At 67.8% G+C, this 21,507-nt stretch carries 17 protein-coding genes and 1 CRISPR repeat array; of the genes, 16 read left to right on the top strand and 1 reads right to left on the bottom strand.

Annotation, left to right across the window (positions count from 1 at the left end):
* Nucleotides 1-23: 23 nt before the first annotated feature.
* Entirely contained in the window at nt 24-896 is an 873-nt protein-coding gene (locus ACE3P6_RS07225) for a LysR substrate-binding domain-containing protein (protein WP_374371119.1), read from the bottom strand.
* A 93-nt stretch (nt 897-989) separates the two neighbouring features.
* Here ACE3P6_RS07225 and ACE3P6_RS07220 point away from each other — a divergent pair, with 93 nt between their 5' ends.
* The 16 genes from ACE3P6_RS07220 (at nt 990) to cas2e (ending at nt 20,602) form a co-directional block, all read left to right on the top strand.
* Nucleotides 990-2,666: a Na/Pi cotransporter family protein gene (locus ACE3P6_RS07220; RefSeq protein ID WP_374393225.1), complete on the top strand. Its 1,677-nt coding sequence runs from the start codon at nt 990-992 to the stop codon at nt 2,664-2,666.
* 81 nt (nt 2,667-2,747) lie between these two features.
* Nucleotides 2,748-3,935, top strand: a complete 1,188-nt coding sequence (locus ACE3P6_RS07215; protein ID WP_374393222.1) for a 2-aminoethylphosphonate--pyruvate transaminase — start codon at nt 2,748-2,750, stop codon at nt 3,933-3,935.
* A 25-nt stretch (nt 3,936-3,960) separates the two neighbouring features.
* Nucleotides 3,961-5,211 carry a phosphonoacetate hydrolase gene (gene phnA / locus ACE3P6_RS07210; RefSeq protein ID WP_374393219.1) on the top strand — a complete coding sequence of 417 codons (1,251 nt, stop codon included), beginning with the start codon at nt 3,961-3,963 and terminating at the stop codon, nt 5,209-5,211.
* 10 nt (nt 5,212-5,221) lie between these two features.
* Nucleotides 5,222-6,679, top strand: a complete 1,458-nt coding sequence (gene phnY / locus ACE3P6_RS07205; RefSeq protein ID WP_374393216.1) for a phosphonoacetaldehyde dehydrogenase — start codon at nt 5,222-5,224, stop codon at nt 6,677-6,679.
* A 93-nt stretch (nt 6,680-6,772) separates the two neighbouring features.
* Nucleotides 6,773-7,609 (top strand): hypothetical protein, encoded by an 837-nt coding sequence (locus tag ACE3P6_RS07200; RefSeq protein ID WP_374393214.1) that lies wholly within the window; start codon nt 6,773-6,775, stop codon nt 7,607-7,609.
* A gap of 194 nt (nt 7,610-7,803) precedes the next feature.
* Nucleotides 7,804-8,823: a putative 2-aminoethylphosphonate ABC transporter substrate-binding protein gene (locus ACE3P6_RS07195; RefSeq protein ID WP_374393211.1), complete on the top strand. Its 1,020-nt coding sequence runs from the start codon at nt 7,804-7,806 to the stop codon at nt 8,821-8,823.
* Nucleotides 8,824-8,886: 63 nt separating this feature from the next.
* Entirely contained in the window at nt 8,887-10,008 is a 1,122-nt protein-coding gene (locus ACE3P6_RS07190; protein ID WP_374371133.1) for a putative 2-aminoethylphosphonate ABC transporter ATP-binding protein, read from the top strand.
* Nucleotides 10,009-10,011: 3 nt separating this feature from the next.
* Nucleotides 10,012-12,021: a putative 2-aminoethylphosphonate ABC transporter permease subunit gene (locus ACE3P6_RS07185; RefSeq protein WP_374393208.1), complete on the top strand. Its 2,010-nt coding sequence runs from the start codon at nt 10,012-10,014 to the stop codon at nt 12,019-12,021.
* Between the two features lie 15 nt (nt 12,022-12,036).
* Complete coding sequence (gene cas3, locus ACE3P6_RS07180; protein WP_374393205.1) at nt 12,037-14,757, top strand: CRISPR-associated helicase Cas3'; 2,721 nt, start codon at nt 12,037-12,039, stop codon at nt 14,755-14,757.
* Between the two features lie 121 nt (nt 14,758-14,878).
* On the top strand, nt 14,879-16,375 hold the full coding sequence (gene casA, locus ACE3P6_RS07175; protein WP_374393202.1) for a type I-E CRISPR-associated protein Cse1/CasA: 1,497 nt from the start codon (nt 14,879-14,881) through the stop codon (nt 16,373-16,375).
* Nucleotides 16,372-16,884, top strand: coding sequence for a type I-E CRISPR-associated protein Cse2/CasB (gene casB, locus ACE3P6_RS07170; protein ID WP_374393199.1), 513 nt, complete (start codon nt 16,372-16,374; stop codon nt 16,882-16,884). Before casA ends, casB begins: the two co-directional genes overlap by 4 nt.
* A complete protein-coding gene (gene cas7e, locus ACE3P6_RS07165) occupies nt 16,881-17,981 on the top strand; it encodes a type I-E CRISPR-associated protein Cas7/Cse4/CasC (RefSeq protein WP_374393197.1) in 1,101 nt (366 codons plus the stop codon). Before casB ends, cas7e begins: the two co-directional genes overlap by 4 nt.
* On the top strand, nt 17,981-18,646 hold the full coding sequence (gene cas5e, locus ACE3P6_RS07160) for a type I-E CRISPR-associated protein Cas5/CasD (protein ID WP_374393194.1): 666 nt from the start codon (nt 17,981-17,983) through the stop codon (nt 18,644-18,646). Before cas7e ends, cas5e begins: the two co-directional genes overlap by 1 nt.
* On the top strand, nt 18,643-19,371 hold the full coding sequence (gene cas6e, locus ACE3P6_RS07155) for a type I-E CRISPR-associated protein Cas6/Cse3/CasE (protein WP_374393191.1): 729 nt from the start codon (nt 18,643-18,645) through the stop codon (nt 19,369-19,371). The genes cas5e and cas6e overlap by 4 nt, the downstream gene beginning before the upstream one ends.
* The gene (gene cas1e / locus ACE3P6_RS07150; RefSeq protein WP_374393187.1) at nt 19,368-20,318 is read left to right on the top strand and encodes a type I-E CRISPR-associated endonuclease Cas1e; all 951 of its coding nucleotides are present in this window, start codon (nt 19,368-19,370) and stop codon (nt 20,316-20,318) included. The genes cas6e and cas1e overlap by 4 nt, the downstream gene beginning before the upstream one ends.
* Entirely contained in the window at nt 20,315-20,602 is a 288-nt protein-coding gene (gene cas2e / locus ACE3P6_RS07145; protein ID WP_374371153.1) for a type I-E CRISPR-associated endoribonuclease Cas2e, read from the top strand. Before cas1e ends, cas2e begins: the two co-directional genes overlap by 4 nt.
* Nucleotides 20,603-20,682: 80 nt before the next feature.
* Nucleotides 20,683-21,504: direct repeats of the CRISPR family, unit length 29 nt; unit sequence CTGTTCCCCGCACGCGCGGGGATGAACCG.
* Nucleotides 21,505-21,507 lie beyond the last annotated feature (3 nt).

Genomic DNA, 21,507 nt, shown 5'->3' with positions numbered 1-21,507 from the left:
CAAGCCGCCCGGCCAGCGGCCTTTCAGGTGGACCGCAACTTGCGGGCGATCTCGAAGAAGGCATGGACCAGTTTGGACTCGCGCCGCTCGCGCAGGCAGATCAGCGCCTCGTCCATCATCATCTGGTCCTCGGGCACCAGCCGGATCGGCACCAGCCGCTTGTCCTCGCCGAATTCCGCCAGCGAGACGAAGCCGATCCCGGCGCCGGAGGCGACGATCTCGCGCACTGCCTCGCGGCCCTCGGCCTCGATCGCGGGCTTCAGTTCCACGCCCACGCTTCGGGCGGCGACCTCGAGCTTGGTGCGGGTCTTCGATCCCCGCTCGCGCAGGACCAGCGGGTGGTGGGTCAGGTCCGCGAAGGTCAGCCGCCCGGCCTTGGCCAGTTCGTGCCGGTGCGAAACGAAGGCGGTGATCGGTGACGAGCTGAGAAGCTCGCAGGCGAAATGCGTCAGCGTCGGCAGCTCGCCCAGGACGCCGAGGTCGGCCTCATAGTTGTAGAGGCTGTTCACCACCGACTCGGTATTGCCCGCCCGGACCGAGATCCGGACCCCGGGGTAGCGCTTCCTGAAGGCCGCGAGGATGTGCAGCAGGTGATGCGCACTGTCGGCGACGATGCGCAGGTTGCCCGATTGCAGCGCCCGGCTTTCCGACAGGAACTGAAGCGCCTGGGATTCGCTGTCGAACAGCCGCCGCGTGATCTGCAACAGCTTTTCGCCCGCCGCGGTCAGCGCCACCTGCTTGCGCTGGCGGTTGAACAGCAGGACATCGTATTCCTCTTCCAGCTTGCGGACCTGATCGGAAATCGCGGGCTGGGTCAGGAACAGCTCTTCCGCCGCGCGGGAAAACCCGCCGCAGGTGGCGACATAGTGGAAGGCGCGAAGCTGGACATAGCGCATGTCGCCACCCAAGGTTATGGTAGGATCAAAACTAACGATTTGATTTATGATTGGCAATGCCGCTCTCTGGGCGATCACCAGATCGAGGCACCCATGCATCCCATCCTGATCCTGATCCATCTTGCCGCTGCCGTCATGCTGTTGCTCTGGGCGGTGCGCATGGTGCGGACGGGGGTGGAGCGCGGCTGGGGTTCTGCCCTGCGCGGGGCGATGCGCCGCGCCGGGGGCGGCACCGGGGGCATGGCGCTGGCGGGCATCGTGCTGGCCGTGGTGCTGCAAAGCGCCACTGCGGTCGGAATGCTGGCCACGGGGTTCGCCGCCTCGGGGCTGATCGCCGTCGGTCCCGGCATCGCGGCGCTGCTGGGGGCCGACCTCGGCTCGGCGCTGGTGGTGAAGCTCCTGTCGCTCGACCTGTCCGAGCTGATTCCGGTGCTGATCCTGCTGGGCGCGACGATGTTCCTGAAATTCGAGCACCGGCAGGTGCGGCAGGTGGGCCGCGTGGTGCTGGGGATCGCTTTCATCCTCTTGTCGCTGCGCATGGTGGGCGAGGCGACCGAGCCCTTGCGTCACAGCGCCGTGCTGCCGCAGGTGGTGCGCTGGCTGGCGGGCGATCCGCTGACCGCCTTTGCGGTGGCGACGGTGCTGGCCTGGGGGCTGCATTCCTCGGTGGCGACGCTGCTGATCTTCGCCAGCTTCTCTGCCGGGGGGCTGCTGCCGGTCGAGGCTGCGGCGCCGATGGTGCTGGGGGCCAACCTCGGCGGCGGGCTGGTGGCGGTCTGGCTGACGCGGGGGGCGGGCTGGCCCGCCCGGCGGATTCCGCTCGCGAACCTGATCTTCCGCGGCCTTGGTGCGGTGATCGTGCTGGCCCTGCTGCCCTTCCTGCCGCTCGACCGGCTGGGCAGCGGCGCGGGGGTGCAGTTGGTGAACTTCCATGTGCTGTTCAACCTGGCGCTGCTGGTCGTCTCGTTGCCGCTGACCGGCGCGATGGACCGGCTGACCGCCCGCCTCTGGCCGGTGCCGGAAGCCCCGGCCGACGCGCCCGGCGCCTGGCGCAGCGCGCTGGACCGCGCCTCGCTTGCCCGGCCGGGCCTGGCGCTGGCCAGCGCGCAGCGCGAACTGCTGCGCATGGGCGAGACGGTGGAGGCCATGCTGCGCCCGGCGATGGACGTGCTGGAAACCGGCGATACCCGGCAGATCGCCCGCCTGCGCGCGATGGATGACGAGGTGAACCGCCGCCATACCGACATCAAGCTGTTCATCGCCGAGGTGAACCGCGGCGAGCTGAACGGCGACGAGGCCCGACGCGGGCTGGAACTCGCCGGTCTCGCCATCGACTTCGAGGCGATCGGCGACATGATCGCCAAGAACCTGCTGGCGCAGGCCGACGACAAGGCCCGGCTGCGGCTGCGCTTCTCGGACGAGGGCTGGACCGAGCTGAACAGCCTTCACGCCCGTGTCATGGCAAACATGCAGATTGCGATGAACGTGCTGGTCTCGGGTGATCTGGAAAGCGCGCGCGAACTGGTGGCGGAGAAGGCGGCGATGCGTCGGCTGGAGCGCGAGTGCCACGACCGCCACCTCGCCCGCCTGCGCGGCGGCAACCCGCAGAGCATCGACACCAGCGACATCCACATGGAGGTGGTGCGCGCGCTGAAAGAGATCAACTCGCTGCTGGTCAAGGTGGCCTATCCGATCCTGACCGAACGCGGCCACCTTCTGGAAAGCCGCCTGGCAGAGCCGCGCATACCATCGACTGAACTGATGATCTGATATGATTTAACGATTTTACATATATGTCGCTTCGGTGGAAACCTGCCCTCAGGATTTGCTCTTCACGCCATGAGGTTCGCCATGACCAGCCCTGACCGCGCCTTTCCCGATCCCCGGATGGGCGAGCCCTTCCTGCTGACCCCGGGGCCTCTGACCACGGCCTACAGCGTCAAGGAGGCGATGCTGAAGGACTGGGGCTCGTGGGACGGCGATTTCCGCGCGATGACGAAATCGCTGTGCGACCAGCTGGTTGCACTGGCGGGCGACACCAGGGGCGAGTTTGCCTGCGTGCCGATGCAGGGCTCGGGGTCGTTCTCGGTCGAGGCGATGCTGGGCACGATGGTTCCCCGCGACGGCAAGGTCCTGGTGCTGGCGAACGGCGCCTATGGTCTGCGCGCGGCCGAAACGCTGCGGGTGATGGGCCGGGCCCATACGCTGATCGACAAGGGCGACTACCTGCCGCCGCGCGGGGATGAGGTCGGCCGGGCGCTTGATGCCGATCCGGCGATCACCCACGTGATAGCGATCCATTGCGAAACCTCCTCCGGCATCCTGAACCCGGTGGCCGAGATCGCCGAGGCGGTCGCCGCGCGCGGGCGCAAGCTCCTCATCGATTCGATGTCGGCCTTCGGCGCGGTCGACCTCGACGTGAACCGCATCCGCTACGAGGCGATGGTCTCCTCGGCCAACAAATGCATCGAGGGCGTGCCGGGCTTCGGCTTCGTCATCGCCCGCAAGACCGCGCTGGAGGCGGCCAGGGGCAATGCCCATTCGCTCAGCCTCGATGTCCATGCGCAATGGGCGGCGATGGTCAAGACCGGGCAATGGCGCTTCACGCCTCCCACCCATGTCGTCGCGGCCTTCCTTGAGGCGCTGCGCCTTCATGCGGCCGAGGGCGGGGTCGAGGGCCGGGGCGCGCGCTACGTCCGCAACCGCGACGTGATGGTTCAGGGCATGCGCGGGCTGGGCTTCGAGACGCTGCTGGCCGACCGCTGGCTGTCGCCGATCATCGTGACCTTCTTCAACCCGGCCGATCCGAATTTCGTGTTCTCCCGCTTCTACGAGCTGATGAAGGCCAGGGGCTTCATCATCTATCCCGGCAAGCTGACCGTGGTGGACAGCTTCCGCGTCGGCTGCATCGGGCGGATGGACGAACACATCATGCGCCGGGTGGTCAAGGCCGCCGCCGAATGCCTGGCCGAGATGGGGGTCGATAGCGCCGCCCCGCCCGCCGCCGCCATCGCCGAGCGCGCAAAGCTCGCCGCCTGACCCCTTCACAGACAGGACCAAAGACATGAACGCCCATTCCCGCCTGCCCGTCGTCGCCAATGACCGCAGCTACCCCTGGCCCAAGGTGCCGGCCATCGCCATCTGCCTTGACGGCTGCGAGCCGGCCTATCTGGACGTGGCCATTGCAAAGGGCCTGATGCCGACGCTGAAGCGGATGCGCGAGACCGGAACCGACCGGCTGGCGCATTCGGTGATCCCCTCGTTCACCAACCCCAACAACCTGTCCATCGCCACCGGCCGTCCGCCGGCGGTGCACGGCATCTGCGGCAACTACCTGTATGAGCGCGAGACCGGCAAGGAAGTGATGATGAACGACGTGCGCTTCCTGCGCGCGCCGACCGTCTTCGGCCAGTTCTACGATGCCGGGGCGCGCGTGGCGGTTGTCACCGCCAAGGACAAGCTGCGCGCGCTGCTGGGCGCGGGCCTGCGCTTCGACGAGGACCGGGCGATCTGCTTTTCCTCGGAACGGTCGGACAAGGCGACGGTGGCCGGGAACGGCATCGACAATGCCAGCGCTTGGCTGGGCCGCCCGGTGCCCGAGGTCTATTCGGCCGACCTGTCGGAATTCGTCTTCGCCGCCGGGGTGAAGCTGCTGCGCGACTGGAAGCCGGACGTGATGTACCTGACCACGACCGATTATGTTCAGCACAAATACGCGCCGGAGGATGCGCAGGCGCAGAGCTTCTACAAGATGTTCGACCTCTATCTGGCCGAGCTTGACGCGCTTGGCGCGGCCATCGTGGTGACGGCGGATCACGGGATGAAGCCGAAGCACCTCGCCGATGGCTCGCCCGCGGTGATCTATGTGCAGGACGCGCTGGACGGGATGCTGGGCAAGGATGCCGCGCGCGTGATCCTGCCGATCACCGACCCTTACGTCGTGCACCACGGCGCGCTTGGGTCATTCGCGACCGCCTATCTGCCCGATGGCGCCGATCAGGCCGCTGTCATCCGCGATCTGTCCGCGATCCCGGGCATGACGCTGGTGGTGGACAAGGCCGAGGCGATCCGCCGGTTCGAACTGCCGGGCGACCGGATCGGCGACATCGTGATGATCTCGGGCGAGAACATGACGCTGGGCACCTCGGCCCACCGCCACGACCTTGCCGCGCTGAACGAACCCTTGCGCAGTCATGGCGGGCTGACCGAGCAGGAGGTGCCCTTCATCGTCAACCGCAAGGTGGACCTTCCCGCGGCGCCGGTCTTGCGCAACTTCGATGCCTTCTTCTACGCTTGCACGGCAGCGGCGCTGTAAGGAATTGGCCATGCTGAAGAAATCCCCCCCGATCGAGATGCGGCACGAGACGATGCGCATCGCCGGCCGCAAGGTCGATACGGTGGACCGGGTTCCGGTCCACTACCCCTGGACGGACGAGGTGATCGGCACCGTCCCCGCAGGCACCGCAGAGCATGTGCGCGAGGCCTTCGCCATCGCCGCGGCCTACCAGCCCACGCTGACGCGCTACGAGCGGCAGAAGATCCTCTTGAACGTCGCGCGCATCATCGACGACCGCAAGACCGAGCTTGCGCCGATCATCACGGCGGAACTGGGCATCTCGCTGGCCGATGCCCTCTATGAATGCGGGCGGGCCTATGATGTCTATACCCTCGCCGGGCAGATGTGCATCCACGACGATGGCGAGATCTTTTCCTGCGACCTGACGCCCCACGGCAAGGCCCGCAAGATATTCACCACGCGCGAGCCGCTCCGGGCGATCTCGGCGATCACGCCGTTCAACCACCCGCTGAACATGGTCAGCCACAAGATCGCGCCGGCCATCGCCACCAACAACTGCATCGTGGTGAAGCCCACCGAACTGACGCCGCTGACCGCGCTCTGGCTGGCGGATGCGCTGTACGAGGCCGGGCTGCCGCCGCAGATGCTGTCGGTCATCACCGGCTGGCCGACGGATGTCGGCGACGAGATGATCACCAACCCCGATTTCGACCTGATCACTTTCACCGGCGGGGTGCCGGTGGGCAAGATGATCGCGGCGAAGGCGGTCTACAAGCGGCAGGTGCTGGAACTGGGCGGCAACGACCCGCTGATCATCTGCAACGACCTGTCCGATGCCGATCTGGCCAAGGCCGCCGACCTTGCGGTTGCCGGGGCCACCAAGAACTCCGGCCAGCGCTGCACGGCGGTCAAGCGCATCCTGGTGCAGGAAAGCATTGCCGACCGCTTCGTGCCGCTGGTGCTGGAGCGGGCGAAGAAGCTCCGCTTCGGCGATCCGATGGACCCCGCGACCGAGCTTGGCTGCGTTGTCCATGCCCGGGCGGCCGAGACCTTCGAGAACCGGGTGCATCTGGCCGAGGCGCAGGGGGCGAAGATCCTCTACCATCCCGGCCGCCAGGGCGCGCTGCTGCCGCCCATCGTGGTCGATCATGTGCCGCATGAAAGCGAACTGGTGATGGAAGAGACCTTCGGCCCGGTCATTCCCGTCGTCCGCGTGCCCGACGACGATGCCGAGACGATGCGCATCTCCAACTCCACCGCCTTCGGCCTGTCCTCGGGCGTCTGCACCAACGATTTCCGTCGGATGCAGAGCTACATCAGGGGCCTTGTCGTCGGCACGGTGAACATCTGGGAAGTGCCGGGATACCGCATCGAGATGTCCCCCTTCGGCGGCATCAAGGACAGCGGCAACGGCTACAAGGAAGGCGTGATCGAGGCGATGAAGAGCTTTACCAACGTCAAGACCTTCTCGCTGCCCTGGACCTGACGGCCTCCGCTCCCTGACCTGACGGCGGGCCTCGCGCGGGTCCGCCGCTTTTTCGTTTCCGGCGCCTGGCCGCGCCCCCGACACGGTGCCGCGATGAGCCTGACCGCCCTTTCCCTCGTTCTTTTCGCGGCGTTGCTGCACGCGGGCTGGAACGCCATGCTCAAGTCGGTGACGGACCGCGCCGGGGTTCTGGCCGCGGTCTCGGCCGCCCATGCGGTGCTGGGGCTGGCGCTGGTGCTGGCCTTTCCGCTGCCGGCGATGGCCAGCTGGCCGTCGATCGTGGCCTCCACCCTCTTGCACTACGGCTACTACATGCTGCTGTTCCGCGCCTACCGGCATGGCGACCTGAGCCAAGTCTACCCGATCTCGCGCGGGCTGGCACCAGCGCTGGTCGCGCTGTCGGCGGTGATTCTCATCGGCGAGACGCTGACGCCGCTGGGCTGGTCGGGGCTGTCCTGCGTGTCGCTTGGCGTCGGGATTCTGGCGCTGCAACGAGGGGCGGTCCATGCCTCGCGCCAGTCGGTCGGGCTTGCGCTCGGCCTCGGAGTGCTCATCGCGTCCTATTCCGTGGCCGATGGCATCGGCGTCCGCCTGTCGGAGAGCGTTTTCGGCTACATGGGCTGGCTGTTCCTGCTGGAGTTTCCGGTGCCGCTGGCCATTGCCCTGACGCGGCGGCGCAACGGCGGCGGCTTCGGCGGGCGGGTGCTGCTGATGGGGGGGCTTGGCGGCGTCGCGGCGGTCAGCGCCTATGGAATTGTATTGTATGTCAAGACGATAGCTCCGCTCGGCGCGGTGTCGGCGGTGCGGGAATCCAGTGTCATCTTCGCTGCGCTGCTGGGGATTCTGGTCTTTGGGGAACGCCCGGTGGCCGGCCGGCTGATCGCGGCGGCGGTGGTTGCGGCGGGGGTCGTGACGCTGGCGCTGGCCTGAGGCGGGATGTATCGCTAGAATCGTTTATGTCATAAGGATAATAGATTTTACTTATCGTTCATCCTCCCGTCACCATTCCGTCATGGCAAGCCGATAGGCCACGACCCGGCCCGACAGAAAATCGGAGACCACGCGCAGGCCGTCCAGTCCCGGCCTTGCGCAAGTCGAACGCAACCCAACGGGGGAACCCATCCATGACCGGAAAGACCTTCCTTCTCTCCTCGGCCTTTCTTGCCCTGACGGCCCTCGCGGCGCAGGCAGAGACCGAGCTGACCGTCTACACCGCCTTCGAGGCCGATCTCCTGGAACGCTACGCGGCCGCCTTCAACGAGGCCCATCCCGACATCAAGATCAACTGGGTGCGCGATTCCACCGGCGTCGTGACCGCGAAGCTTCTGGCCGAGAAGAACAACCCCAAGGCCGATGTGGTCTGGGGGCTGGCCGCGACCTCGCTTCTGGTGCTGAAGACCGAGGGAATGCTGGAGCCCTATGCCCCGCAGGGTGTCGAGGCGCTGGACACCCGCTTCGTCGATACCGACAGCCCGCCGAGCTGGGTCGGCGTCGATGCCTGGATCGCGGCGATCTGCTTCAACACCATCGAGGCCGAAAAGCTGGGCCTGCCGGCGCCTGCCAGCTGGGAAGACCTGACCAAGCCGGAATATGCGGGCCATGTGGTCATGCCGAACCCGGCGTCGTCCGGCACCGGCTTTCTCGACGTGTCTGCCTGGCTCCAGATGTTCGGCGAGGAGAAGGGCTGGGACTACATGGACCGGCTGCACGCCAATGTGGCGAGCTACACCCATTCCGGCTCCAAGCCCTGCAAGATGGCCGCGGCGGGCGAAACCGTGGTCGGCGTCTCGTTCGAGTTCCGGGGCGCCTCTGCCAAGACCGATGGTGCGCCGATCGAGGTGATCACTCCCTCGGAAGGGCTGGGCTGGGACATGGAGGCCAACGGCATCATCGCCGGCACCCCCAATCTGGAAGCGGCGCAAACCCTGATGGACTGGGCGATCACCCCCGAGGCGATGGCGCAATACAACGTGGGCTTCGGTGTTCTCGCCCTGCCGGGCGTTGCCCAGCCGGTGCCGAACTATCCCGCCGGGGCCGAGCCGGGGATGATCAAGAACGATTTCGAATGGGCGGCGAACAACCGCGCCGCGATCCTGGAGGAATGGTCCCGCCGCTACGACAACAAGAGCGAGCCGAAGACCTGAACCGACAAGACCCCGCGCGGGCCGTTTCCCCGGCCCGCGCCCCAACCGCCCGGATCGGACCCCATGAACGCCATGAGCCCCACCACCGCACAGGACCAGATCGCCGGGCGGGACTATCTGAAGATCGCGGGACTGTGGAAGTCCTACGGCGAGTTCACCGCGCTGAAGGATATCTCGCTTTCCGTCGGCCGGGGCGAGTTCATCTGCTTTCTCGGCCCCTCGGGCTGCGGAAAGACCACGCTCTTGCGCGCCATCGCCGGCCTTGATCCGCAGTCGCAGGGCTTGATCATCCAGGCCGGACGCGACATTTCCAGCCTGCCGGCCTCGCAGCGCGACTACGGCATCGTGTTCCAGTCCTATGCGCTGTTCCCGAACCTGACGGTGGCGAAAAACATCGCCTTCGGGCTGGAGAATACCCGCCGCCCGCGTGCCGAGATCGCCGCCCGCGTGGCCGAGCTTCTGGCGCTGGTCGGCCTGCCCGACAAGGCCGACAAATACCCCGCGCAACTGTCCGGCGGCCAGCAGCAGCGCGTGGCGCTGGCCCGCGCCATCGCCATCAATCCGGGGCTTCTCTTGCTGGACGAGCCGCTGTCGGCGCTGGACGCCAAGGTGCGCGTCCACCTGCGCCACGAGATGAAGGAATTGCAGCGCAAGCTGGGCGTGACCACGATCATGGTGACGCACGACCAGGAGGAGGCGCTGTCGATGGCCGACCGGATCGTGGTGATGAACCACGGCGTCATCGAGCAGATCGGCACGCCGACCGAGATCTACCGCCACCCCGCCAGCCTGTTCGTGGCCGATTTCATCGGCGAGACCAACCGCATCCCCTCGCGGTTCGACGATGGCGCGGTCAGGATCGGCCTCTCCGTGCTGGAAACCCGCGTGCCGGGCCTGTCCAACGGGCAGAAGGTGATGGTCGTCGTCCGCCCCGAGGACATCCTGCCGCATGCCCGGGGCCATGAAGCCGAGGCCCGGCCCAACCACCTGCCGGTGCGCATCGTCTCGACCGAATTCCTCGGCTCGTTCTGGCGGGTCCACCTCGGCAGCACCGAGCTGGGGGCGATCCCGCTGGTCGCCAATTTCTCGATGAACGCGATGCGCCGCTTCGACCTTGCCGAGGGCAGCGACCTGACGGTCGAGCTTCCGGCCGAACGCGTGCTCGTCTTCGCGCAGGAGGGCTGAGCCATGCCCCCCGCCGACTGGGTGATGCCGCAGAGCGACATGAGGCTGAAGTTCGACAGCGACCGGCTGATCAAGTCCGGCTTCATGCTGGTGATCGCGCTCTACCTGATCGTCACGCTGGCGCTGCCGCTATACACCATGTTGTCCAAGTCCTTCGTGACCTACAGTTTCGACCTGACCCGCTACGAATTCCAGGTCAGCGACAAGAGCGGAACCGCATTCGGCCCGCCGGTGACCGCCGCCGCCCTGAACGAGAGCCTCGGTCGCTTCGGCCCCGAGGATCTGCACAGCTCTTCCGAGGGGCGGCTGGCTGCGGTCGATCTGTTTCCCGAGTTCAGCTTCCGCAGCCCGGTGAAATACCGCCTGCGCGCCACCGCGCCCGATGCCGGCTGGCTGGTCGGGCTGAACCCGGTCGCCGCGCAGGAGTGGCAGGAATATGACGGCAACAGCTTTCGCCGCATCAGCCTGCGCCCGGTCACGACCACGGGCCTGCAGAACTACACTGGCTATTTCTCGAACCCGACGCTCTTCCGCTCGATCGGCAATTCGCTTCTCATCGCCAGCATCACCACGGTGCTGACCGTCACCTTCGCCTTCGGCTACGCCTATGCGCTGAACCGCAGCCGGATGCGGTTCAAACCGGCCTTCAAGCTGGTCGCCATGCTGCCGATCCTGGTGCCCTCGCTCTTGCCCGGCATCGCGCTGATCTACCTCTTCGGCAACCAGGGCATCCTGAAGGACCTGCTGATGGGCCAGTCGATCTATGGCCCGCTCGGCATCGTGATCGGCTCGGTCTTCTTCACCTTTCCCCATGCGATGATCATCATCACGACCGCGCTCGCCATCGCGGACCAGCGCCACTACGAGGCCGCCGAGGCGCTGCGCGCCTCGCCCTGGCGCACCTTCTGGACGGTGACGATCCCCGGTGCGCGCTATGGGCTGATCTCGGCCGCCTTCGTGACCTTCACGCTGGTCATCACCGACTTCGGCCTGCCCAAGGTGGTCGGCGGGCAGTATTCGGTGCTGGCCATCGACATCTACAAGCAGGTCATCGGCCAGCAGAATTTCGAGATGGGGGCGGTCGTCTCGGTCATCCTGCTGGTGCCGGCGGTGCTGGCCTTCGCGGTCGACCGTCAGCTGCAGAAGAAGCAGGTCTCGCTTCTGTCGGCGCGGTCGGTGCCCTACCAGGCCAAGGCGAGGCCCGGCGTCGACAGGTTCTGCCTGGTCTGGTGCGCGCTGATCGCGGCCTTCATCCTCTTGATGATCGGCACCTGCCAGCTTGCGGCGCTGGTGAAGTTCTGGCCCTACGACATGAGCCTGAGCCTGAAGAGCTACGATTTCGGCAAGGTGGACGGCGGCGGCTGGGCGGCCTACTGGAATTCGATCCGGCTGGCCTCTCTCACGGCGGTCCTGGGCACCGGCGTGGTCTTCGTCGGCGCCTACATGGTGGAAAAGCTGGACGGAATGCAGGTCGCGCGCGGCCTGTTCCAGTTCCTTGCCATGCTGCCGATGGCGATCCCGGGCATGGTGCTGGGGCTGGCCTATATCTTCTTCTTCAACAACCCCGCCAATCCGCTGAGCGCGATCTATGGCACCATGACGATCCTCGTCGTCTCGACGGTGACCCATTTCTACACGGTCGGCCACCTGACCGCCCTGACCGCGCTGAAGCAGATCGACCCCGAGTTCGAGCCGGTCGCCGCCTCGATGCGCCAGCCGTTCTGGCGGCTGTTCGGCCGGGTGACGGTGCCAATCTGCCTGCCCGCGATCCTGGACATCATGATCTACCTGTTCGTGAACGCGATGACGACGGTCTCGGCGGTGGTGTTCATCTATTCCACCCACACGGCTCTCGCCTCGATCGCGGTGCTGAACATGGACGACGCCGGCGACATCGCCCCGGCGGCGGCGATGGGCATGATGATCCTCTACACCAACATCGCGGCCCGGCTGCTGCACGCTGCCCTGTCGCGCTGGGTGCTGAGCCGCACCCAGGCCTGGCGGGAGCGCTGAGCGGCGGAGTCCGGCATGGACGCCTCGGCGCTCTCGCAGGAAGCTTGCGACAGCCGGGCGCCTTGCAGCGGACCCAGGAGCCATCTGGGGGACAAACCTTTGTCGCTGGTGCCCCTTCACGATTCTCTTGAGGGGGATCGCATCCTGGCGCCCCGGGACAGGACTCGGATCAGAGGTTGCGTTGGCAGATCGGTCGTGGTTGGGTTTGAGGCGTTGACTGCTTGCGAGGCAGGTAAGCCGTTGTTTGATTGGCCCGGAAAAAGCGCACCCATCGACGGCGGAGTACGGCATCCCGCCGTGTTTCACATGCTGGATGTCGCGGCCGTCGCCGAAAGGCTGCTCGCGCCGTTCCAGTTCGAGCAGCGGCTGCGCGATGCCCTGGTGCTTCTGGTCGCGCTGCACGATCTGGGCAAGATCAGCGACAGTTTCCGCGCGATGATCGAGGCGGAGACGCGACAGCACTTCCCGCACTGGAAGCTGACCGAGGCGCTGCTTTTCGCGCATGACGACCGGCTGGCCGCGCGGATCGGCGGCAGCTGGCGGCAGCGGCAGGCGCTCTATGCCTCGGTCGCCGGTCATCACGGCCAGCCCTCCGATCTGGACCTGGGCGGGCAGCCCGGCCTGCCCGCACGGGACCGGGGCCTGCGAGCGGCCTTGGCGGCAGTCGGCTCCGGGGTGCAGCCCGCGGCCGCCGTGATCGACGCCTTCTGTGCGCTTTGGCCAGAGGCTTCGCTGACGGACCTCGTCCCCGGGGAGGCGACAACCGTCCTGTCCTGGTGGTTGCCGGGGTGTTGCGCGGCAGCGGACTGGGTCGGATCGAACACGCGCTGGTTTCCGCCGGAGGCCGGGCGCCCCGGACTTGCCGACTACCTGACCCGCGCCCGCCTGACCGCCGGAACCGCAGTGGCCGAAGCCGGTCTTGCCGGCTGTGCCGTCCGACCGGGGCCGCTGTTCGATTTCGCGCTACGCCCGATGCAGGCCGCCTGCGCCGATGTCACCCTGACCGACGGACCGATGCTGGCGGTGATCGAGGACGAGACCGGCGCGGGCAAGACCGAGGCCGCGCTGCTTCTGGCGCATCGCATGATCCGGGCGGGCAAGGGGCGGGGGCTCTATTTCGCGCTGCCGACGATGGCGACAGCGGATGCCATGTTCATCCGGGCGAAGACCGTGGTCGAAGGCATGTTCACGGCCCCGACGCTGACGCTTGCCCACGGTCGGGCCGGGCTTTCGGTGTCCTTCAGGGATCTGGTCGCCTCGGGCCAGCGGGGCGAGGACGCGCCCAGTTGCACCGACTGGCTGGCCGAAAGCCGCCGCCGCGCGCTCCTGGCCGATGTGGGCGTGGGCACGGTGGACCAGGCGCTGCTGTCGGTCCTGCCGGTGAAGCACCAGACGCTGCGCCACTTCGGGCTGTCCTCGAAGATCCTGATCGTGGACGAGGTGCATGAGATGGGCGAGCCCTACATTGGGCGCGAGCTGGAGCGGCTGTTGCAGATGCACCGCGCGGCGGGCGGCTCGGCGATCCTGCTGACGGCGACGCTGCCCGTGGCGCTGCGGGCACGGCTTATCGCCAGCTATGGCGGCGGCAATCCGGGCGCCGCCTATCCGGCGCTGACCGTGGCGGGCGGCGAGGCGGTGACGGACTTCATGGCCGATCCCCGCCCGGTGAAGGGTCCGGTGCGGGTGGAACGCCTCGGCAGCACTGATGCCGCGGTCGATCTGCTTGTGCAATCGGCGGGGCAGGGTGCGGCCTGCGTCTGGGTGCGCAATGCGGTGGACGACGCCATCGCCGCCGTCGCCGCCTTGCGGGCGCGTGGCGTAGAGGCGCGGCTGCTGCACGCGCGGTTCACGCTGGCCGACCGCAAGCGGATCGAGGCCGAGGTGCTGGCCCGGGTGGGGAAGGACGGGACGGGGCGCGAGGGCTTTGTGCTGGTGGGGACGCAGGTGCTGGAGGCCTCGCTCGACCTCGACTTCGATGTGATGGTCTCCGATATCGCCCCGATTGCCGCGCTGATCCAGCGCGCCGGGCGGCTGTGGCGGCACATGGACCGCCGGCCTGCCTCCACCCGCCCGGTTCCCGCGCCGGTGCTGCATGTGCTGTCGCCTGATCCGGGCGAGGTCGCCGACGAGCGCTGGTTGCAGGGCGCGCTGGGCAGCGGGGCCTATGTCTATGCGCTGGCAGATGTATGGCGGTCCGCGCGGGTCTTGTTCGCGGTCGGGCAGATCGAGGCGCCGCACGGGCTGCGCGCGCTGATCGAGGCGGTGCATGGCGCGGGGGCGGAAGACCTGCCTGCGCCTTTGCAGCCCGCCGAATTGCAGGCCATCGGCAAGGCCGCCGCCGCTGGCACGCTGGCGCTGCACAATCTGGTCGATCTCGCGGCGGGCTACCGCGCAGGCGGGAAAGGCGACAGCGACGTGAAATACCCGACCCGCCTGGGCGACGAGACGCGCACGCTGGTTCTGGCCCGAGCAGGCGAAAGCGGACTCCGGCCCTGGGCCGGGGGCGTGGGGACGCTGGAGGACTGGGCCCTGTCGGAAGTTTCCGCGCGCAGCAGCCGTCTCGCCCGGGTGTCGCTGCCGGACCAGTCCCTGCCCGCCATCGCGGCCATCACGCAGGACTGGCCCGACTGGAAGCGCGCCGAGGTGGTGCTGTGCCCGGTGGCCGGGGACGGCACCATCTGCGAGGGTTTGCGCTATGAGGCGGACTGCGGCCTGCTGTTCGTATCCCCGGACTGAGCGGGGATTGCCGGGTCAACTCATTGCCCGCCCTCATCTATATGACCCTCTGCGTCAGACTGCCACTTTACATTGCGGACGGACCGGGCTTTTCTTCACAGGGTTGTGAGCCGAGGTGTTCATGTCGCTCAATCTGATTTCCGATCCGTGGATTCCCGTGCGTTGTGCCGATGGATCGCAGCGCGTCATTGCGCCCTGGCAGATGGCCGAGCCGGGGATCGAGAGGCCCGACTGGCCTCGCCCCGATCTGAACGTCGCCTGTCTGGAACTGCTGATCGGGCTCGTGTATCTGGCCGATCCGCCTGCCGATGTCGAAGACTGGGACCGCCGCGCCGCACCCGACCCGGCCCGGCTGCGCGAGAAGCTGGCGGCCTTCGCGCCCGCCTTCAACCTGCTGGGCGAGGGGCCGCTGTTCCTTCAGGAAATGGAGCCGCTGAGCGGCGAGGTTGGCCCGCTCGACATGCTGTTCATCGACAGCGCAGGGGCGAATACGGCCCGCAACAATGCCGACCTGATGGTGCATCGTGACCGCTATCCTGCGCTGGACCCGGCGCTGGCCGCCATGTCGCTTTACACCTTTCAGGCCTTCGCGCCTGCGGGCGGGGCGGGCAACCGCACCTCGATGCGGGGCGGCGGGCCGCTGGTCACGCTGGTCGATCCGGGGCAGGGGCTCTGGCCGCTGATCTGGGCCAATGTGCCCTATGGCCAACCCGCCTCAGTCAATAGCTTGCCGTGGATGCGCGCCACGCGAGTGTCCGACAAGGGCCTGGAAACCCTGCCGCCCGATGGCGCTCTGTTCGGGCCCGAGGCGTTCTTCGGCATGCCGCGCCGCCTGCGGCTGGTCGCCGATGCGGCGGGGGTGGCGGGGGTGATCCAGAAGCCATCGGGCACCAACTATGCGCTGTGGAAGCATCCCCTATCGCCCTATTACCGGATGAAGCCGGGCACGGAATGGCTGCCCAAGCACCCGCGTGCCGGGCGGTTCGGCTATCGCAACTGGCTGGGCATCCTTGCCCGCGAGGCGAAAAGCGAGGTGGCTGAACTCTCGCAATCCCTGCGCGACTGGGGGCAGCGGCGCGGCGGGGGGGCGGTGATCGTTGCCGGCTGGGCGATGGACAATATGAAACCCCGCGACTTCACCCTCTCGGTCGAGCCGTTCCTCGATCTGGAGCCCGAAGCCGAGGACCGGCTGGTCGCCCTGATCCTCGGGGCCGAGGCGGCGGGCGTGGCCTTGCGCGGCGCGCTGGAGCCGGTGCTGGCCGAGGGTGAAGCGCGCGAGGCCGAGCGCGAGGCGTTCTTCACTGCGACCGAGACCCGTTTTGCTGCGCATCTGGCAGACTTGCGGGCGGGGACAGACCCCCGCGAGGCTTGGCTGCGTGACCTGCAGGTGCAGGCGCTGAAGCAATTCGACGCGCTGGCCGTGCCGGGGATAGAATTGCGAGTGACCGGAAGAGAGCCAAATCGCCGCAAACCGACCGACAAGATTCGAGGCATCGAAGCTATTGTGAAAGCGCGAAAAGACCTGGGCTCGGCCTTCGCCGGATATGGCAAGCAGGGCAAGGCCATCTTCGATGCGCTGTTATTGCCTGTGCCCGAAAAGAAAGGGAAAGCCGCATGAGCGAGGAAAAGAAAGGGCCGGGCGCCATCGCGCTGGGCTGGTGGTCGCGCGAGATCGCGCCGCGCGACATCCCGGCGGCGAAGGGGCTTTCGGCCCGGCTGCGGCGGGCGGCGCCCCTTGCGGTGCTCTGCGAGCCTGCGGTGATCCAGCTTGCGCACGCCTTGGCCCTGCCCCCCGGACGCGCCGACCAGTTGGTCCGCCTTTCCACCCTGCTGGCCGAAATCCGCGAAAACAGCGCCGAGACACTGGCTCGGCGTGTGGGCGGGGCCGAGCCGGTGCTCTCGTCCCTGCGGTTCCAGCGCCTCTTGCGCGCCGAAGGGGAGGAGCTGACCGACCACCTGCGCCGCGCCATCATCATGGCCGACCGCCGCTGCAACGTCGCCGCACTCGCCGCCGACCTGCTGAACTGGGAAGCCGCGCGGCCCCGCTGGTGCTTCCACTATTTCGGCGCCGATGCGCCCGCGAGGGCCGACGTCCCCGCCAAGGATTCCGAGGAGAAAACCGAATGACGACCTTCGTACAATTCCACCTCTTGACCAGCTATGGCCCGTCGAACCCCAACCGCGACGATCAGGGCCGTCCGAAACAGGCCATGATCGGCGGCGTGCCGCGGCTGCGCATGTCGTCGCAATCGGTGAAGCGCGCGCTGCGCGAAAGCAGCTTCTTCGCGCTGGACCTTCAGGGCCATATCGGCACCCGCACCAAGCAGTTGCAGGACAGGCTGCGCGAACATCTGCTGAGGAAGGGTGCGTCCGACAAGGTGGCGACCGATGCCGCGACGCTGGCTGCCGGCATTTTCGGCAAGCTGGAGACAGTCAAGGAGAAGGACGGCGGCGAGACGGTCAGGGCGACCACTCTGGCCTTCATCTCGCCGGACGAATGGAAGCTCGCCGAGGAACTGGCCGAAAAAGCCGCGACGGGCGAGGCCTTGCCCAAGGACAAGGATCTGAAGAAGCTGGTCCTTCGCCGGGCCGACGGAGCGGTGGACATCGCCATGTTCGGGCGGATGCTGGCTGACGATGCCGACTTCAACCGGGATGCGGCGGTGCAGGTGGCCCATGCGATCACCACCCATGCCGCGCAGGCCGAGGAAGACTGGTATTCCGCCGTCGACGACCTGAACAAGGCCGAGGATACCGGCGCCGGGCATCTGGGCGAAACCGCCTTCGGCTCGGGCATCTACTACCAGTATGTCTGCGTGAACGTCGATCTGCTGATCGAGAACCTGAACGGCGACCGCGAGCTTGCGGCGCGGGGGGCCGAGGCGTTGGCGCTGGCCTTGCCGCAGACCGCTCCGGCGGGCAAGCAGAACAGCTTCGCGCACCGCCCGATGGCCTTCTACATGCGCGCCGAGGCCGGTCCGCGTGCGCCGCGCGACCTGTCGGGGGCGTTCTTCACCCCGGTCGACCGCAAGCTGCGCGAGTTGGGGGCGAACGACCTGCAAAACGGCTCGATCAAGGCGCTGGAAATGACGGCCGGGCAGATCGACGCCTGCTACTACGATGGCCAACCCGAGAAAACCTGTCCGCCCGTGAACACCCTCGACGGCACTGGCACCCTCGCCGACATCGTGCGCTTCGTGGGCCAAGCGGTGCGGGGCGCCTGATGCAGCCGTTCCTGATCTTCGGCCTGACCGCCGGCCTTGGCGCTATGGGCGAACTCGCCGGGCACGAACGGCGCGGCGCGCTGCTCTGGCCCGGACGATCCGCCGTCATCGGGCTGATGGGCGCGGCGCTTGGCATCCGGCGCGAGGGCGACTTCTCGGCGCTGGAGGCGCTGGAGGTCTCCGTCGGCCTCTACGACAGCGGCGCCCCCTTGCGCGACTATCACACCATCGAGACCGTCCCCTCGGCAGCGGCGAAGGCGCCCAACTCCCGGCCCGAGGCACTGCTGGCGGCGCGCGGGCGCACCAACACCACCATCACGCTGCGCGACTACCGCACCGGTCCGCTGTTTGGCGTGGCGGTGGCGGGCGAAGGGCTGGGCGCCCTGGCGGCGGCGCTGAACGCCCCGGCCTTCACGCTCTACCTTGGCCGCAAATCCTGCCCGCTGGCCGCACCGCCGGGCGCGCGGGTGGTGCAGGCCGAAGGCGCAGAGGTGGCGCTGGCGCAGCTCATCCTGCCGCCTTGGCGGAAGGGCGCGCGGCTGGTCAGCCTGATCGTCGAGGATGCGGCGGGCGAGGTGGTGCATGACCGCGCCATCGACCGGGCACGCTGGCATTTCGCGCCGCGCCGGGTGGCGCTGCGTCCGGTGGGCGGGGGCGGGGCATGACGCGGTATCTCAGCCATATCCGTCTTGCGCGCAACCCCGCGGCGCAGGCGCTTGCCCCGCTGCTGACACCCTTCGACAAGGCGGCGCGGCGGTCGGCGCAGCACAACCTGCTCTGGTCGGTGTTCAGCGACGGCCCGGACCGGCGCCGCGATTTCCTCTGGCGCGAGGAGCGCGACGGCAGCTTCCTTGCCCTGTCCTCTCGCCCGCCGGTGCAGACCGACCTGTTCGAAACCCATCAGGTGAAGGAGTTCGCCCCGGCGCTGGCCCCCGGCGACCGGCTCGATTTCCAGTTGCGCTGCAATGCCACGCGTACGGAAAGGACAGGCGGGCTGTCGGCGACCGGCAAGGAGAAGAAGCGCCATATCGATCTGGTGATGGATGCGCTGCGCGCCTTTCCTGGCCGCGACGATCTGCCCGAAGATGCCGCGAGCCTGCGTGCCCCCCAACGCATGAAACTGGCAAGGGAGGTCGGACAGGCGTGGCTGGCCCGTCAGGGCGAGAAGGCCGCGTTCCGCGTGATTGAGGCAGAGGTCGAGGACTACAGCGCCGAGGTCCTGCCCGGTCATCGCGGCCCCCGCAGGGGCCAGCCGCAGTTCGGCATCCTCGATCTTGTGGGCCGGATCGAGATCACCGATCCCGCCGCTTTCCTGGCGCAGTTGCCGCAGGGCTTCGGCCGCGCCAAGGCCTTCGGCTGCGGCCTGATGCTGATCCGTCGGGCAGGATGAGCGGGGCGGGGCAAAGCCTGCCGGGCCTCGCACCGCCCGCGCCGATTCCGCTGAGGGATCGCGCCTCGCTGGTCTTCGTCGAGCATGCGCGGCTGGACGTGCAGGACGGCGCCTGCGTTGCGGTCAATGCCGACGGCACCCGGACCCAGATTCCCATCGGCGGCATCGCCTGCATCCTGCTGGAGCCCGGCGCCCGCATCAGCCATGCTGCGGTGGCGCTGGCCGCCCGGGTCGGCACGCTGATCACCTGGGTCGGCGAGGGCGGGGTGCGGCTCTACTCCGCCGGCCAGCCGGGCGGAGCGCGGTCGGACAAGCTGCTCTGGCAGGCCCGTATCGCGTTGGACGATGCCGCCCGGCTACGCGTCGTCCGCAAGATGTATGCGATGCGCTTCGGCGAGGAGGCGCCCTCCCGCCGTTCGATCGACCAGCTGCGCGGGATCGAGGGGGTGCGGGTGCGCGAGACCTATGCTCTTCTGGCCGACCGCCACGGCGTCGCCTGGAAGCGTCGCCGCTACGACCCGGAGGATTGGGAGGCAGGCGATGTGCCCAACCGCTGCCTCTCGGCTGCCACCGCCTGCCTGCACGGCCTGTCCGAGGCCGCGGTGCTGGCCGCCGGCTATGCCCCCGCCATCGGCTTCCTGCATTCGGGAAAACCGCTCTCCTTCGTCTACGACATCGCCGACCTGTTCAAGCTGGACACCGTGGTCCCCGAGGCGTTTCGCATCGCCGGCCTTGCCGCGAAGGGCCGGCTCGACATGAGCCCGGACCGTGCCGTGCGGCTGGCCTGCCGCGATGCCTTCCGCAAGACCGGCCTGCTCACCAATATCATCCCCGCCATCGAGGAGGTGCTGTCTGCCGGCGAACTGCCCCGCCCCGATCCCCCGCCCGAGGCGATGCCCATTGCCATCGAGGAAGGCACCAGCGGTGACGAGGGTCACCGCGGATGATGGTCGTGGTGGTCTCCAACGCCCCGCCCCGCCTGCGCGGCCGCCTCGCCGCCTGGCTGGTCGAATTGCGGGCGGGTGTCTATGTCGGCGACTACTCCGCCCGCACCCGCGCGATGATCTGGGATCAGGTTCTGCTGGGCCTGGACGAGGGGGACGCGGTGATGGTCTGGAAGGCCCCGACCGACCAGGGCTACGATTTCCTCACTCACGGCAGGAACCGCCGGATGCCGGTCGATTTCGACGGGTTGAAGCTGGTGAGCTTTCTGTCGGAGAAGGCAGACTGATCCCAGCTTTCTCACCGCCAGAAAGTGGTGCGCTCTTTGAAATTGTAAAAACGTCTGTGAATCAATAATCTACAGGAAGACTGTTCCCCGCACGCGCGGGGATGAACCGGACACGAACGACACCGAATTCAACCTGTTCCTCTGTTCCCCGCACGCGCGGGGATGAACCGGCCGGGGCAGCCCCGCTGACGGGCGTCCAGAACTGTTCCCCGCACGCGCGGGGATGAACCGCCCGGAAACCTTGCGGAAACACGCCTTGGTGGCTGTTCCCCGCACGCGCGGGGATGAACCGTGGTGGGATTTCATCGCCGAGGTTCACGGTGGCTGTTCCCCGCACGCGCGGGGATGAACCGACTCTTGGTCGGGTCGCGGCGCTTGTGCATGACTGTTCCCCGCACGCGCGGGGATGAACCGCCGCGGTTGCTGGCGGCATGGCGGCTCGTCAGCTGTTCCCCGCACGCGCGGGGATGAACCGGCAACCGCCTCGGGCAGATGGCGAACTTCTGGCTGTTCCCCGCACGCGCGGGGATGAACCGCCGAGCCGATGCCTATCGTGCCGTCTGCAGCCCTGTTCCCCGCACGCGCGGGGATGAACCGTCATGCACGAAAGCGGCGGGCTGCGATATGTCCTGTTCCCCGCACGCGCGGGGATGAACCGGCGCGAGACAAGGCAGATCGGACTGCGTTTCTCTGTTCCCCGCACGCGCGGGGATGAACCGCCCGGAATGGTTGGGCATCGGGGCGATCTGGTCTGTTCCCCGCACGCGCGGGGATGAACCGGTTAAGGCCCTTTTGCGGGGCCACCCGACCTCCTGTTCCCCGCACGCGCGGGGATGAACCGCCTTTCTCTGGTGCCCACTTCGCCACCTTCCCCTGTTCCCCGCACGCGCGGGGATGAACCGGCG

Origin of the sequence: Tabrizicola sp. (assembly GCF_041911175.1) — a bacterium.
Lineage (GTDB): Bacteria > Pseudomonadota > Alphaproteobacteria > Rhodobacterales > Rhodobacteraceae > Tabrizicola.
Note: the sequence above shows the minus strand (reverse complement) of the source record. Positions and strands in the feature narration are given on the sequence as shown.